This is a genomic window from Paenibacillus sp. VTT E-133280, from assembly GCF_002264385.1.
Lineage (GTDB): Bacteria > Bacillota > Bacilli > Paenibacillales > Paenibacillaceae > Paenibacillus_AQ > Paenibacillus_AQ nitricinens.
Genome location: NZ_NFUX01000038.1, coordinates 1 through 15134 on the forward strand (window position 1 = coordinate 1; position 15134 = coordinate 15134).

13 protein-coding genes are annotated in these 15134 nt (G+C 44.1%); 8 read left to right on the forward strand and 5 right to left on the reverse strand.

From position 1 onward, the window contains the following. Positions 1-110: 110 nt before the first annotated feature. Complete coding sequence (locus CA600_RS16930) at positions 111-881, forward strand: class I SAM-dependent DNA methyltransferase (protein ID WP_042185976.1); 771 nt, start codon at positions 111-113, stop codon at positions 879-881. Between the two features lie 132 nt (positions 882-1013). Here the strand turns inward: CA600_RS16930 and CA600_RS16935 are convergent, their stop codons facing one another. Next, positions 1014-1172 carry a hypothetical protein gene (locus tag CA600_RS16935; protein WP_036675694.1) on the reverse strand — a complete coding sequence of 53 codons (159 nt, stop codon included), beginning with the start codon at positions 1170-1172 and terminating at the stop codon, positions 1014-1016. A gap of 127 nt (positions 1173-1299) precedes the next feature. Further along, positions 1300-2256 (reverse strand): ArsR/SmtB family transcription factor, encoded by a 957-nt coding sequence (locus tag CA600_RS16940; RefSeq protein WP_094871572.1) that lies wholly within the window; start codon positions 2254-2256, stop codon positions 1300-1302. Between the two features lie 325 nt (positions 2257-2581). Between CA600_RS16940 and CA600_RS16945 the strand changes: the two genes are divergently transcribed. Further along, complete coding sequence (locus CA600_RS16945; RefSeq protein ID WP_373455825.1) at positions 2582-3847, forward strand: glycoside hydrolase family 27 protein; 1266 nt, start codon at positions 2582-2584, stop codon at positions 3845-3847. Between the two features lie 12 nt (positions 3848-3859). After that, the gene (locus CA600_RS16950) at positions 3860-4819 is read left to right on the forward strand and encodes a glycoside hydrolase family 43 protein (RefSeq protein WP_094871575.1); all 960 of its coding nucleotides are present in this window, start codon (positions 3860-3862) and stop codon (positions 4817-4819) included. 92 nt (positions 4820-4911) lie between these two features. Here the strand turns inward: CA600_RS16950 and CA600_RS16955 are convergent, their stop codons facing one another. Then, the gene (locus tag CA600_RS16955; RefSeq protein ID WP_094871576.1) at positions 4912-5439 is read right to left on the reverse strand and encodes a hypothetical protein; all 528 of its coding nucleotides are present in this window, start codon (positions 5437-5439) and stop codon (positions 4912-4914) included. Between the two features lie 235 nt (positions 5440-5674). On the opposite strand from CA600_RS16955, the gene CA600_RS16960 reads away from it, so the two are divergent. Further along, positions 5675-8350, forward strand: coding sequence for a YhgE/Pip domain-containing protein (locus tag CA600_RS16960; RefSeq protein ID WP_094871578.1), 2676 nt, complete (start codon positions 5675-5677; stop codon positions 8348-8350). Between the two features lie 58 nt (positions 8351-8408). Here the strand turns inward: CA600_RS16960 and CA600_RS16965 are convergent, their stop codons facing one another. Further along, positions 8409-9383: an aldo/keto reductase family protein gene (locus CA600_RS16965; RefSeq protein WP_094871580.1), complete on the reverse strand. Its 975-nt coding sequence runs from the start codon at positions 9381-9383 to the stop codon at positions 8409-8411. Positions 9384-9492: 109 nt separating this feature from the next. Here CA600_RS16965 and CA600_RS16970 point away from each other — a divergent pair, with 109 nt between their 5' ends. Beyond that, a complete protein-coding gene (locus CA600_RS16970) occupies positions 9493-10161 on the forward strand; it encodes an SGNH/GDSL hydrolase family protein (RefSeq protein ID WP_094871583.1) in 669 nt (222 codons plus the stop codon). 43 nt (positions 10162-10204) lie between these two features. Here CA600_RS16970 and CA600_RS16975 read toward each other — a convergent pair whose 3' ends face one another. After that, a complete protein-coding gene (locus CA600_RS16975; RefSeq protein WP_094871640.1) occupies positions 10205-10975 on the reverse strand; it encodes a DeoR/GlpR family DNA-binding transcription regulator in 771 nt (256 codons plus the stop codon). Positions 10976-11219: 244 nt separating this feature from the next. On the opposite strand from CA600_RS16975, the gene CA600_RS16980 reads away from it, so the two are divergent. Genes CA600_RS16980 through CA600_RS16990 form a run of 3 tightly spaced genes read left to right on the forward strand, consistent with a single transcriptional unit; the run spans position 11220 to position 15131 of the window. Next, a complete protein-coding gene (locus tag CA600_RS16980; RefSeq protein ID WP_094871585.1) occupies positions 11220-12986 on the forward strand; it encodes an L-fucose isomerase in 1767 nt (588 codons plus the stop codon). Between the two features lie 30 nt (positions 12987-13016). After that, a complete protein-coding gene (locus CA600_RS16985) occupies positions 13017-14462 on the forward strand; it encodes a rhamnulokinase (protein ID WP_094871586.1) in 1446 nt (481 codons plus the stop codon). A gap of 18 nt (positions 14463-14480) precedes the next feature. Beyond that, entirely contained in the window at positions 14481-15131 is a 651-nt protein-coding gene (locus tag CA600_RS16990) for a class II aldolase/adducin family protein (protein ID WP_094871588.1), read from the forward strand. Positions 15132-15134: the final 3 nt, after the last annotated feature.

Genomic DNA, 15134 nt, shown 5'->3' on the forward strand with positions numbered 1-15134 from the left:
ATATTTCTCGCTTAAACGCTTACCGTCCTTGTAGGGACGCCGAGGGCGTTTATGCTTGATGGGTCAATAACAGATTTACATTAAATGTTGTAATAGAAAGCGGTGTACTAGTGTCTTCCTATGGGAAATTTGCTTATGTATACGATGAGCTCATGGCAGATATGCCGTATCCTGATTGGATCTCCTTTGCTGAAACCGCATGGAGCAAATACGGTAAGCCTGTAACCGTGGCTGAGCTTGGCTGCGGCACCGGGAGTATCACTATTCCTTTGGCGGGTTCAGGGTATCATATGACCGGAATCGATCTATCTTCAGATATGCTCTCAGTGGCACAGCGCAAAATGGAAGAGCATCCCCAGGGACGGCGCTTCTTGCGCGAAGGTAGTGTTCGTTGGATTAGACAAAATATGAAGGAATGGGAGCTTCCAGAGCTTGTGGATTCTGTGATTTCTTTCTGTGATTGTCTGAATTATGTGCTGGAAGAAGACGATATCAGAGCTGTCTTTGCTAGTACTTTCGCAGGACTGAAGCAAGGCGGCACCTTTCTGTTCGATGTGCATCATCCAAATACACTGATCCGTTATGAAGAAGAACAGCCTTTTATTCTGGATGAACCATCGGTGTCTTATATTTGGACTTGTGAGATGGATGTTCCACGCCGCGAAATAGAACATCATCTGTCTATTTTCGCCCGCGAAGAGGGACGGAGTGATGTATATCGCCGTTTCGAAGAGACGCATATTCAGCGTGCCTACGATCCCCAATGGATGAAGGATGAACTGCTTAAGGCTGGATTTAGTGATGTGAAGACTTACGCCGATTTCGAGTGGATAGAGGCGGATGATGATGCGGAACGTTTATTTTATATTGCTATAAAATAAATATTTCCATAATAATAAGAGGGGTGTCTCATTAGCTATGAAAATAGCTGATGGGACACCCTTTTTTTGACTTCGTACTTATGTAAAACAAAAAACCGGGCAGTGTTTATGCCACCCGGCATCTTCCAATCCTTACCGATGCTCAAACAGATCAATGGCACCCAATACGACATGAGCCAGACCAAATCCAAGTACGCCTGTTGCTGCCATCTTATACTTGCTTCCAAGAAAAGCGGCGCTTGAAGCGGTTACGACGGTTCCAAGAACAGCGGGAATTAGACCTTCACGCATTCGAAACACTCCTTCTCGGTGGTTTGGGAGACAAGGTTATTATGAGTCAAACCCAAAAAAATATACGAAGGTAAAAAAGACCGGAGAACAGAAATTTCTGCTTCTGCGGTCTTTTTGTTTAAATGGTTTACTCTGATAAGGTAACAGCAGTACGAGAAGCGCCAATTTCAACTTCATGAACATCATATAGTACACGCGCCAGCAAGTCCTGGCTATAGTTGCCGAAATGTTTGCCGTAAATGGTGAGTCCGCGTTTGTTTACAGGCTTGTCCGTTACAGCTATCCGGAAAGTAAGCTCGCTCTTGTAATCAAGCTGGATATCATCCAGGGTCACGTCAGAAATCCGGCAGCCGTCAATAAAGCTGCCTTCATTATTAATACGGATCAGTTTGAGCATACCATATTGGTTTAAATGTGGAGGCCACCAGTCTGGATTAAACGTTCCACGGGTGTCTCCGAAATCTCCAGGACTAGTCCAGTAGCCGATTTCAATTCCATTTAGGTAAAAATAAAGATCGGAAGGGTAGTTATCGTTAGATCCTGGGGCCTCAGAGCCAATCTCCATCGAGAATTGGATTTCACGGAACGTTTGATTAGCTTTAAGATAGTTCGGAACTCTATATTCGAGAAAGCCTTCGCCCATCCATATGATCTCAGCTTCAATCCGTTGGGGGTCTGCAAAATAACGCGGCTCATCAAAATCCCCGATTATGCTGTCTTTGGTAGCAAGTCCGCAGGTCGGAACAGCCTGATAGTTGCTATAATGTCCTACTTGGATTTCTACTTCGTAGAGATTATCAACATCCTTGCTGCGAAGATCAACAATAAGCTTATCCTTATTTAAATAGCAGACCTTCTGAATACCGTGTTTACCCACGGATGTGTTTATCTCGATGAGACCGCTTTCTTCTAGCTTTTTAATATGCATCGTGATTGCGCCATTGCTGAGATTCAGCTTCTTGGCAATTTCATTCAGATTCAGTGCTTGATTGGTAGCTAAAAGTTCGAGTATGAGGATTCTGATTTCAGAACTAAGCGCCTTGAATATTTCAAGACCACTCATTAAATCTTTAATATAGATCATTTTATCAATACCTTCTTCCAAATGGTCATAAATGAATACTGTTTTATGAAATTATAAACTAATATAGCATATAAATAAAGCATCCTTCCTTATTTTGTAGAATGATAAAAATAAGGGAGTTTTTTTCCTGTTTTTGCATCTAATCTAATTTAATTTAAAAATTAATGAAACTAATTTACAAAAAGAGATGATTTTACCCGTAATCCTGTTACTTTAACTATTTATTTTATAAAAGTATTAAAAGGTTTAAATAAATATATTTACAAGTCTTTTTGTCTATGCTATTTTTAAACTGAAAGTCTTAGAAAAGGACGTGAAAATCATTATGTTAGCTGCAACGCCCCCGATGGGCTGGAATAGCTGGGACTGTTACGGAGCTAGTGTTAATGAAGAAGAGGTAAGAGGCAACGCTGAATATATGGCTGCTTATTTGAAGGAATTCGGCTGGGAATATGTTGTTGTGGATATTCAGTGGTATGAGCCTGGAGCGAACTCTTCGCAATATCGTAACTTTGTACCGCTGGTCATGGACGAGTATTCCAGACTTCAACCGGCAGAAAATCGTTTTCCTTCCGCTAAGGGAGGCAGAGGTTTTGCTCCACTTGCTGAATATGTGCATGGATTAGGGTTGAAATTTGGCATACATATTATGCGTGGAATTCCTCGTCAGGCCGTTCATGCTGGCAGTGCCATTCTAGGATCTAAGCAAACTGCACGTGATATCGCTCATCCCAATTCTATTTGTCCGTGGAATACAGATATGTATGGAGTAGATGCTTCTAAAGAAGGCAGTCAGGCTTATTATGATTCGCTCTTTCAGCTGTATGCCAGTTGGGGCGTTGATTATGTGAAAGTAGATGATATTGCCGCTTCACGTATTTATGGATACCACAAAGACGAAGTTGCCATGATCCGTAAGGCTATCGACCGCTGTGGCCGCGAAATGGTGCTTAGTCTTTCCCCTGGACCTGCTCCAGTGGAAGATGCGAAACACTTAGCTGATCACGCAAACCTGTGGAGAATGACTGACGATTATTGGGATCATTGGCATTTGCTACGCGGAATGTTCGAGCGCTGCGAGAAGTGGGCTTCCTACGTTCAGCCAGGCCATTGGCCGGATTGTGATATGCTGCCGCTAGGTCATCTTGGAATTCGTTCTGTTGATGGCGGGGGAGACAGATTTACAAGGTTTACTCCTGACGAACAGGTTACCATGATGACACTCTGGGCTATTTTCCGTTCGCCTTTAATGTTCGGAGGGGAGCTTAGAGACAATGATGAGTGGACTTTATCTTTGTTAACCAATAAGGAAGTGCTTCATCTGCATCATTTTGGTAAGGGTGGTAGACAGGTAGAGCGGAATGAAGAGTATGCGATCTGGACTTCTGAGGATGAGCAAGGTAACCATTATGTAGCGTTGTTCAATCTCAGTGATGAAGAGTCGACGCTTCAAATATCGTTTCAGCAGCTTCATGTTTCCATTCCAAGCACGATCCGTGATCTATGGCTAGGCCGTGACCTGGAGGTTGTTAATGAAGGGGTTAAGCAGCTTCTTCCACCGCATGGTTCTGCATTGTTAAAGCTTTTATAGAGGAGAGAGATTATGGATACGAGTAGAGCGTACAACAACCCATTGGTGGAGCAACGTGCTGATCCATGGGTATATAAACATACGGATGGCTATTACTATTTCACAGCTTCTGTTCCAGAATACGACCGGATCGAAGTAAGAAGATCGACAACCATCGAAGGATTAACTACTGCAGAACCAGTTGTAGCTTGGCGCAAGTATGAGACGGGGCCACTTAGTGCTAACATTTGGGCGCCGGAAATTCATTACATAGACGGGAAATGGTACATTTACTTTGCCGCAGCACGGACTACGGAGACGACGGATGGTTTGTTCGATCACCGGATGTTTGCGCTCGAGAATGCATCTGCTAATCCCTTAGAAGGAACATGGGTAGAAAAAGGTCAAGTGAAGACCGCTTGGGAATCGTTCGCTTTGGATGCGACCACGTTTCAGCATAAAGGAAAACTGTACTATGTATGGGCTCAGAAGGATCTGAATATTGAGGGGAATTCTAATCTGTATATCTCTGAAATGAGCAATCCGTGGACACTCACAGGTCCTCAGACTATGATTGCTACGCCTGAACATGACTGGGAAGTTATTGGGTACAGAGTCAATGAAGGTGCAGCAGTATTGAAACGTAATGGTCGTATCTTTATCAGCTTCTCGGCTAGTGCTACAGACTACAATTATTGTATGGGACTATTAGTTGCGGATGAAGACAGTGAACTTCTGGAGGCCGCTTCATGGACTAAACTACCCAATCCTGTATTTCAAACGAATGAAGAAAATGGACAATTCGGTCCTGGCCACAATAGCTTTACGGTCAATGAAAATGGGGAAGATGTGCTCATCTACCACTGCCGCAATTATAAAGAAATTACTGGCGATCCTCTTTATGATCCAAACCGTCATACTCGTGCTCAGGTCTTCCATTGGAATGAAGATGGCACACCGAATTTTGGAGTTCCTGTTAAGGATGCACACTAAAAATACTCCGTTTTGCAAAAAAAGAGGGTTACCCATAAGCCGCGTTAATGGCCGCTGGGTAACCCTCTTTTTCATTTGTTACATGTTGCTGCTTAAGGTATATATTGTTGCACGATGGAAGTGATTACGCCGTCCTGAATCGTAAGGTGATAAGGGAATTGGCTTAGATCGAAAATATCCGTCTTATTAAATTGATCGATAAATTGCTGTAAGGTAATGGCTTCGTTCCACTGAATGTCTAAGTCCTCAATGTTACCAGTGTGATCAAAGATCTGCATGGTGACTGTTGCGTTATCAGCGATCGGATAGGTTGTCAGTGTATCAACATCATTAACAACATAATATCCGTCTGGAGCTCCGCCAATTTCTGCTGCACCTTCCGGGTCTCTTTCAGCAAAGACTCGGTCAGCATCAGCACCCTGATACCAGTTTATTTCATCGGCTGTAATGGAAAGTTTGCCATTCTCGGATTGAATAGTATGAATATATACCGTCTGTTGCTGAGTCTTGCCACTATCTTGCGCATCTACTCGTGTTCCAACGGTACTAGCAGTAGTAATTAGGGAAAGAAACAATAGAACAACAACCGGTAACACATACGCTGACTTTTTCTTAAACATTAGAAATCTCCCCCTTGAGATATGTAAAAAGGTTGTATATAGCTTATTACCCGCTATGTTTTTTCCTAAACGGGCTATATACTTCTATTACGTTAAACGGGCAGGTTTTGTTGCAATTTTTTTAAAAAATTTCTGAAAAAAGATGCCAGTCGTGAATCCACTGAAAATGATAGTAAAAGTTTGTCTCCTCGGGCATATTAAAATGTCAAAACATACAGATTAGGGGGAGCAACGAATGGGTGGAATACTACGGATTTATAGGAACGACTGGCGCAACGTTTTTAAGGTTCCTGTGGCCGTGTTCCTGATCGCTGCTTTGGTGGTGTTACCTTCTGTGTATGATTGGTTTAACGTTGCGGCGGTGTGGGATCCCTACAGTAATACCTCTGGCATTAAGATTGCTGTAACTAGTCTGGATGAAGGGACCACTGTCAAGGATAAGAGCTTCAATATCGGCAATGATGTCATGGAAAGTCTTCGGAATAATAAAAGCTTAGGGTGGACCTTCGTAGATGCAGAAGCTGCGCACAATGGTGTGAAGCGTGGAGATTATTATGCGAGTATTGTTATCCCTGCTGATTTCTCCAAAAGAATGACAGGAATCCTTGAAGGCAGGATCGTGAAACCAGAGATTGAATACACCGTCAATGAGAAGATAAACGCGATTGCGCCTAAAATCACGGATAAAGGTGCCTCTTCAATCACGACACAGATCAGTGAGAATTTTACGGAAACCATTAGCGAAACCGTATTTACAGCCTTAAAACAAATCGATTCAAAGTTCCAATCTGAATTGCCTATTATACGCAAGGTAGAAAAAGGACTTTTTCAGTTAGAGGCAAGTCTCCCCGAAATTGAAACGGCAGGCCAACATGTATTGAAAATGGAGGCGCAATGGCCGCAAATTCATGCATCGGCAGCGCGCATCTCTAAGCTGGAGAATAAGCTGCCAGAGGTTGAAAAGGCGGGATTGGCTTTAGAAAAAATAGCTGAACATTGGTCTCAAATTGCCAATATTGCAGATCATTTAGGGGAGCTGCAGGATAAGCTGCCCAAAATTGAACAAGCAGCACAGCTAATCGTTCAACTTGATCATCATTTTGGTGAAGTTGAACAAATTATGGACAAGGCGTCTGAAGGTCTTACGGAAGCAAATAAAGTTGTTAGCACTGCCCTAACTGCGCTACCTAAGGCGGACAAGATTGCAACTGCTGGAAATGATTTTGTTCTAGAGCTTCAACAGTTCTTAGAGAAGAGTAATGCTGCATTTGAAGCGGTACCTGCCGCCCTCAAACAAAATATATACCTGCTGCAAAAAACGGAGAATGCAGTAGTTCAGCTTGCTGAACTGCTGCAGGGAGAAGATATTGACCCGCAAGCGGTCCGCGAGCAACTTGAGTCTGTTTCCGCTCAGCTGGGGTCGGGAAGTAACGTGATGGATCATACGCTTTCTTTGTTATCGGCACTGAATACATTCTCGCCAGGAACAGTGCCTAATGCTGAGATTGGCGCCTTGAAGGATGTAAATAATACCTTGAGCAGACAGACTTCTTTGGTAAATTCGTTGGTATTGGATTTACAAAATGAAGGTCAGCCAGATCCGAGTGATGTTAAGCAATTAGGTCTTAAATCTGGCGAAGGGAACTTAGCCATAGCGAAGCTTATTTCCGAATATGAAGCGGCAACTATCCCTGCTATAAAAAATACGTTAGAGCAAATATCCACTGCTGCAGAGACTACAGCCACTGCCCTGGAACAAGTTCCGGATCGTCTATCGGCGCTGGGTACCCTTCTTGAGGAGACTATGGCAGCAATTGAGTTCGGACAATCAAGCTTGGCTAGTCTACAGCAGGACTTACCAGCTATTCGTGAAGCGGTACATACAGCAGCTAGCGGTGTCGCAGATAAGACACAGAGCTTTGGTGCTTTTGTTCGCGATACACTTCCACTAATTCAGAGCAGCTTACCTGTTGCAGGAGCAAAAATACAACAAGCTGCAAATTTCGTCCGTCAGGATCTGCCGGCTGTAGAGGAACGGGTGCATCAGATTTCTGATCTGATACGTACAGGTCTCCCCCGAGCGGATAAGGGAGTGGCGGTCGCAGCGGATATGGTGCGAAATGATCTTCCGATCCTGGAAGATTCGATTCGTAAAGCGGCAGCTACCATCCGTCAGATCAAAGATGAGGTGGATCTGGGAGAGATTGCAGAGCTGCTCGGAGGGGATATTAAGAGCAAAAGTGATTTTTTGGCCAACCCGGTAGTATTAAAAGAGAATAAGTTATATCCTATTCCGAATTATGGTTCGGCTATGACTCCTTTTTATGTTGTACTTTCCTTATGGGTAGGTGGCACACTCCTAATCTCACTTCTTCGTACGGGAGTGGATACGGAGGGAATTGTGTACAAGCGGTATCAATTGTATTTTGGACGTTTGCTGACGTTTCTTACGGTTGGAATTCTTCAAGCGCTGGTGGCTGTACTCGGTAATCTCTTTATTCTGAAATGTTATGTGGTGGACAAGGTGTGGTTTGTCCTTTTTGCAGTATTAATTAGTATCGTATTCGTGACGATTGTTTTTACGCTTGTCTCCGTATTCGGCAACGTTGGAAAGGGGATAGCGATCGTATTCATGGTGCTTCAATTCTCAAGCTCTGGCGGTACGTTTCCAATCAGTACAACAGGCCATTTTTTTCAAATGTTGAATCCGTTTATGCCATTTACTTATGCGATTAGTTTGATGCGGGAGGCGGTAGGGGGGATTCTGCCGGAAGTGGCGATTCGCGATTGTCTTTATTTGATCCTATTCGGTGTAATAGCACTCTTACTGGCGCTAACGCTCAAGAAGCCGCTGGAGCGTTATATCGAAAAGGCGGCTGAACAAGCCGAAGAATCCAAATTGATTTCTTAAGAAAAAAGAGGTTGTACTTAAGCCAATTGCTGTGGCTTTTGGTACAACCTCTTTCAGATTATCTCGCGGGAGCGAAATTGGCTACTGGCTTTAGAAGCTCTTCAATTCTCTCCAAAGTTTCAGGAGACAATACGGCATCAACAGCTTGGGCATTCTCTTCCACCTGCGCTGGCTTACTGGCCCCGATAATAGCAGAACTTACGCCGGGTTGACGTAGGGTCCAAGCTAACGCTAGTTGCGACAGCTTCAAATCAAGACGGTTAGCTAGTTCATCGAGCTGTCCGACAACAGTCAATACATCATCGCGGAAGTAGCTGCGAATGACGCCATTTACCGAATCATCAGCTGCGCGGGTTCCTGCCGGAGGCTGTTGTCCAGGTTTGTATTTACCTGTCAGAATACCTTGGGCGAGTGGAGAAAAGACCACTTGTCCGAGGCCCTCACGCTGACATACCTCAAGTACCTCATCCTCAATGTACCGCTCGAACATGTTATAGATAGGCTGATTGGAAATAAGCGGACGCAGATTTAGTCTGCGTGAAATGCCGGTGGCGTCAGAAATTTGAGCTGCGCTCCATTCGCTCATTGCCGAATATAGAATTTTACCTTGTGCAGTTAGGTCGTCCAGCGCGCGCAAAGTTTCCTCCACAGGCGTCTCTCTGTCAAATCGATGACAAAAATAAACATCAATATAATCGGTTCCTAAACGCCGTAGGCTAGCTTCGCATTGCTCCATGATGTGCTTACGTGATAAACCACGATTATTCACATCATCGCCCATCGGAAAGAATACCTTTGTACTCAGCACATAAGACGATCTTTCATAGGCGCGAAGAGCAGCACCCATTGCTTTTTCGCCTTCACCACGGTTATAAGCATTAGCTGTATCAAAGAAATTGATACCGCATTCAAAAGCTTTGCTGATGCAGGCGTCTGCTGCCTTTTGCTCTGCTGCTGTTCCATATGTAAGCCAGCTGCCTAAGCCGATTTCACTGATTTTTAGACCTGAATTGCCTAGCCTTCTGTATTTCATTATTTTCTTCCCTCCTTGAGTTGTATATGTTAACTTTACTTGTATCTTATGGAATATTCAACTTGAGTGTTTCATGTGAAAGAAGAGATCAAGGAGATGAATCATAGGAATGACTATTCCAACTTCTAAAGCTAAAAAAGTGATTTTATTTCAGGGCGACTCTATTACGGATGGGAACCGTGGTCGTGATGAAGACCCCAATCATATTCTGGGACATAGCTATGCGTATATTATTGGAGGCAAGCTAGGCAATGAACGGGCTGAGCAGAATCTAGTGTTCTTTAACCGTGGGATCAGTGGGGATCGAATTTCCGATCTGTATGCACGCTGGAATGAGGATGCGATTTACCTTCAGCCAGATGTCATCAGTATTTTGATTGGTGTTAATGATCTTTGGAGAACAATGAAAGGGGAACCAAGTGGAGTAACGGATCGTTTTGAACGTGCGTACCGTCATGTGCTTGAGGAAACCGGGGAAGTACTTCCGCAAACGAAGCTGGTCTTGTGTGAGCCCTTTATTCTAAATACCGGAGCTCCGGCAGAACAATGGGACGAATGGAAAGAGCGGATTACTCATTATCAGGGGGTTGTTAAGCAGCTTGCAGAGGAATTTAATGCTGTGTTTGTTCCTTTACAGGAAGCATTTGATGCAGCTACTCGTAGAACAGATGCAGCCTACTGGCTGTGGGACGGCGTTCACCCGACAGCAGCCGGGCATAATCTGATTGCCGGGGAGTGGCTGAAGATCGTAGAGAAAAGCGGTATTTTAAAAGACTAGTGAAATAAAGGATTCTCCCAATCTTTATCTATGCACCTACTGATTACTCAGCGGGTGCATAGATAAGAGATATATGATAGTGATTCAGAAACTCGATCCATTCCTCAGAAGGCTTCTCGTCTGTAACGATATAATCCACTCTATCGAAACTGAATAATTTGATGAACGCAGTCCTGTCGAACTTAGAGTGATCTGCGAGCAGAACGACTTTATTCGCCTGTTGTTGCATAAGAATCTTCAGTTCACTTTCTTCTTCATTCGAATCGCTGAGTCCGCCAGTCATGGATAACGCTTTACAGCTGAATATAGCTACATCCACATTATATTTTTGAATGGTCTGTGAGGCGGTATGCCCAACGAAGGAGCTTGTCTCTGGCCCTAGTATCCCACCAGTGGAAATAAGCTTTTGCCCAGAATGTTGAAATTCGGATAATACAACCAAAGAATTCGTAATAATCGTCAGATTGTTTTTCTCCTCTATAATTCTCCGTAAAGCCTCAAAAACGGTTGAGCTCGTATCCGTCACCAAGCTATCCCCATCATTAATTAATTGGAGAACATGATCAGCTATCGTACGTTTGGCCTCTATATTTACCTGATGCCTACTCACATAGGGAGGGTCCTCATTCGTGTGGGCATTAAGAATTGCACCGCCATAATTTTTCTTGGCAAGGCCTTCCTTGTCCAGTTTATCCAGATCCCGCCGAATGGTCTCTTCCGAGACATTGAATTTTTGCGCCAGCTGAGCGACATGGACTTTCTTTTGTCTATACAGCTCATTAATGATTAGATCCCGCCGTTCAAATGCTTTCATCCGTTCACTCACCTCTATCATCATCTACTTCCTAGTTTACTACATTGTCATAAAAATCAAAATCAAAAAATAACCTCATACTCACATAATACCACAGTGTTATGTTATAAATACCACATAAAACCACATTATTTATCTATAAATATGTTGATTTGTGTTGACTAAAGCGTTTCCATATTTTATGATGGAGGAGAAATCATTCCATTATCGATGAGATTAAAGATGATCTTGAGGAGGAACAGCAGTGATAGAAAACTATCCGAAAATTGGTATCCGTCCGACCATTGATGGCAGAAGAAGAGGTGTTCGCGAATCGCTAGAAGCTCAAACCATGGGTATGGCACAGCGGGTAGCTAAGTTTATTGAAGAGAACTTATTTTATCCAGATGGCCGCCCCGTGGAGTGTATCATTGCCGATACTACGATTGGTGGTGTTAAAGAAGCTGCGGCTGCGGCTCAGAAATTTGCTGGGGCTAATGTTGGCGTATCGATTACTGTGACCCCTTGCTGGTGTTATGGTTCTGAGACGATGGATATGGACGCCTCGATCCCGCATGCGGTTTGGGGATTTAACGGAACGGAACGCCCAGGCGCCGTCTATCTAGCTGCTGTTCTCTCTGCTTATGCACAAAAAGGAATTCCGGCGTTTGGTATCTATGGTGAGGATGTTCAGGAGTCTGGCAGTGAGGAGATTCCAGCGGATGTGCAGACGAAATTGCTACAGTTCGCTAAAGCAGGGATGGCAGTTGCTCAAATGAGAGGGAAGTCCTATTTATCTATGGGTTCTGTTTCGATGGGGATTGCTGGATCGATTGTGAATGAACAGTTCTTCCAAGAGTATCTGGGGATGCGCAATGAATATATAGATATGTCAGAATATGTACGCCGCTTTGAAGAGGAGATTTATGATAAAGAGGAATATAAACGAGCCCTCGCGTGGACTAAAGAAAACTGCCAAGTTGGTGCCGATAATAATCCGAAGCATCTGCAAATAAGTGATGATGAGAAAGAGAAGCAGTGGGAGACTTGTGTGAAAATGACATTGATCGCCCGGGATCTGATGATCGGTAATCCTGTTCTCGCTGAGCTGGGCTTTGAGGAAGAGGCCAATGGTCATCATGCGATTGTTGGTGGCTTCCAAGGTCAGCGCCAATGGACGGATCATTTTCCTAATGGGGATTTCATGGAGACGATACTGAACTCCTCTTTTGACTGGAACGGTAAACGTACACCTTATATCATAGCGACAGAGAATGATAGCCTGAACGGAGTAACAATGCTGTTCAATTATCTGCTGACGAATACTGCACAAATCTTTGCGGATGTCCGCACCTTTTGGAGTCCAGATGCTGTTAAGCGTGTAACAGGTCATCAATTGCAAGGTGAGGCAGCACACGGAATACTACACTTGATCAACTCGGGTTCGGCTGCTCTTGATGGTACGGGTGAACAGACGATAGACGGCAAACCTGCGATTAAACCTTTTTGGGAAATTACAGAGGATGAGGTAGAAGCTTGTTTAAGCCATACACAATTCCGCCCAGCTTCTCAAGAATATTTCCGTGGGGGTGGCTTTTCTACGAATTATTTAACCAAAGGCGGGATGCCAGTTACCATGGCACGTTTGAACTTGGTAAAAGGACTTGGGCCTGTTCTTCAGCTTGTAGAAGGTTATACCGTAGAGCTGCCTGAGGATGTTCACCATACACTGGATCAAAGAACAGACCCAACTTGGCCAACGACCTGGTTTGCACCTAAGCTAACTAATAGTGGTTCATTCCAATCGGTTTATGATGTCATGGATAATTGGGGCGCCAATCATGGGGCGATTAGTTATGGGCATATTGGAGCGGATTTGATTACACTGGCGTCCATTTTACGCATTCCAGTCAGCATGCATAACGTTGAGGAATCACGTATTTTTAGACCACGGGTATGGTCATTATTTGGCACTGAAGATCTAGAGGGAGCCGATTACAGAGCCTGTCAGAACTTTGGACCTCTCTATTAAAATCTTCCTGTGAAGCAGGTGTGGTGAACAATGGGTGATACGATTAAGCTTCTAGCCATAGATCTCGGCGCCAGCTCCGGAAGAGTGATGCTGGGGATATATGGTGGCGATAGGCTACAAATGGAAGAAATTCATCGGTTTGATAATACGCCGGTACAGATCAACGGGCACTTATATTGGGATGTTCTTAGACTGTTCCATGAAATGAAGCAAGGGGTTCAAAAAGCCTTTAGGCAACATGGAGAATTGACGTCTTTAAGTGTGGATACATGGGGCGTCGACTACGGTTTTATCGATAAAAATGGAATGCTGCTCTATTCCCCACATCATTATAGGGATCGGAGGATGGAGGTTCACCGTCTCAAATTGGAAGCGTTACTGTCGCCGGCAGAGCAGTTCCGTATGACCGGTATTCAACCAAGTGTGATTAATACAGTCTATCAGTTGTTCTCTGACTTTCAGGATAATGATTCTGTTAGGGAGACTGCGGACACTATTTTAATGATGCCAGATCTATTTCATTATCTATTTTCTGGTATAAAAGCAGCAGAACGCACGATCTGGAGTACAAGCGGCTTAATGGATGCTGTTACGGGAGAACTCTCCTCTGAATTATTTAGCAGGCTGGGGATTCCGAGTCATCTAGTTCCACATAAGGTTCATGCGGGGACAGTTATTGGATCAATCCTTCCGGTTATTCAAGAGGAGCTTAGTATCGGACTGATGAAAGTGATTGCCGGCGCTTCACATGATACGGCTTCAGCAGTGGCTTCGATTCCGTATACTCGTAAGGATGAAGCTGCATTTTTAAGCTGTGGTACGTGGTCGTTGGTGGGGATGGAGACGCCTGAGCCGGTCATTTCAGAGAAAAGCTATGAATATGGTTTCACAAATGAACGTTGCTACGGTAATTCTAATCGTTTGCTAAAAAACACAACGGGACTATGGATTCTACAGGAGCTCCAGAGGAATTGGGCGAAAGCAGGAGAGAATTTTAGTCAAAGTGAAATGGTTGAATTAGCCCAAACGATTAATGGGTCGCCAGCGATCATTGACCCGAATGACCAGCTTTTCAGCACACCTGGTGTGATGATGCAGCGGATTCAGGAATATTGTGAGCGAACGGGGCAACAGTCGCCTAATACGAAAGCTGAATTTATACGCGTTATCCTTGAGAGCCTTGCGCAATCATACTGTAGAACGATTGAAGAAATGGAAGAGATCACCGGCAAGACAATCACTATCATTCATATGGTTGGCGGTGGGATTCAAAATGAGCTATTATGCCAGCTCACCGCTGATGCTACGGGTAGAGAAGTCGTTGCAGGGCCAGTGGAGGCCAGTGGAATTGGCAATATCATTGTCCAGCTGGCTGCCCTGGGGAAATTGCAAGTTTCTAAGGCGAAAGAGTTCGTGGGACGATCTTTTACCTTTAAGACATACCAGCCTTCTTTGGTGAAGAACTCTAAAAAATAGGATATGAGGAGAGAACTTATGGATAACTTGGAACAAAAACTACGTTCGCAGATTTGTGATATTGGCAGAAATTTGTTTACTAAAGATTTCATTGCCGCCAATGATGGGAATATTTCAGCACGGTTATCAGAGAATGAAATTCTCACTACCCCCAGAGCCGTAAGCAAGGGATATTTAGAGCCACATATGATTGTAAAAGTAAACCTGCAAGGTGAAGTTCTTGAAGCGGCGGAAGGATACAGACCTTCAACGGAAACCAAAATGCATTTGAGAATTTATAATGAGCTACCTGAGATGAATGGTGTGGTTCATGCACATCCCCCGTATGCTACCGCTTTTGCCATTAAAGGTGAGGCGCTCGATAAAATGATGATGCCAGAGTCGGTTATCATGATCGGGGATATTCCTTTGGCGGAATACGGAACACCTTCAACAGAAGAAATCCCGGACTCACTGATGCCTTTCCTTGGCAAAAAAACAGCAGTCCTGCTCGAAAATCACGGAGCACTTACTTGGGGAACGGATGTTATGGAGGCTTATCTGAATATGGAGAGACTCGAATATACAGCCAAGATTACCTTTATTACACGTATGATTGACGGGGAGAGAGAACTGCCACAGCATCGGATTGATGAGCTGGTTGCTTTGAGATCTTTTTATGGGAAGTAATGA

What these genes read in the sequence shown, in the direction of transcription:
- CA600_RS16935 (WP_036675694.1), bottom strand. Translation starts at nt 1,172, where the DNA reads ATGCGTGAAGGTCTAATTCCCGCTGTTCTTGGAACCGTCGTAACCGCT.
- CA600_RS16940 (WP_094871572.1), bottom strand. Translation starts at nt 2,256, where the DNA reads ATGATCTATATTAAAGATTTAATGAGTGGTCTTGAAATATTCAAGGCG.
- CA600_RS16945 (WP_373455825.1), top strand. Translation starts at nt 2,582, where the DNA reads ATGTTAGCTGCAACGCCCCCGATGGGCTGGAATAGCTGGGACTGTTAC.
- CA600_RS16950 (WP_094871575.1), top strand. Translation starts at nt 3,860, where the DNA reads ATGGATACGAGTAGAGCGTACAACAACCCATTGGTGGAGCAACGTGCT.
- CA600_RS16955 (WP_094871576.1), bottom strand. Translation starts at nt 5,439, where the DNA reads ATGTTTAAGAAAAAGTCAGCGTATGTGTTACCGGTTGTTGTTCTATTG.
- CA600_RS16960 (WP_094871578.1), top strand. Translation starts at nt 5,675, where the DNA reads ATGGGTGGAATACTACGGATTTATAGGAACGACTGGCGCAACGTTTTT.
- CA600_RS16965 (WP_094871580.1), bottom strand. Translation starts at nt 9,383, where the DNA reads ATGAAATACAGAAGGCTAGGCAATTCAGGTCTAAAAATCAGTGAAATC.
- CA600_RS16970 (WP_094871583.1), top strand. Translation starts at nt 9,493, where the DNA reads ATGACTATTCCAACTTCTAAAGCTAAAAAAGTGATTTTATTTCAGGGC.
- CA600_RS16975 (WP_094871640.1), bottom strand. Translation starts at nt 10,975, where the DNA reads ATGAAAGCATTTGAACGGCGGGATCTAATCATTAATGAGCTGTATAGA.
- CA600_RS16985 (WP_094871586.1), top strand. Translation starts at nt 13,017, where the DNA reads ATGGGTGATACGATTAAGCTTCTAGCCATAGATCTCGGCGCCAGCTCC.
- CA600_RS16990 (WP_094871588.1), top strand. Translation starts at nt 14,481, where the DNA reads ATGGATAACTTGGAACAAAAACTACGTTCGCAGATTTGTGATATTGGC.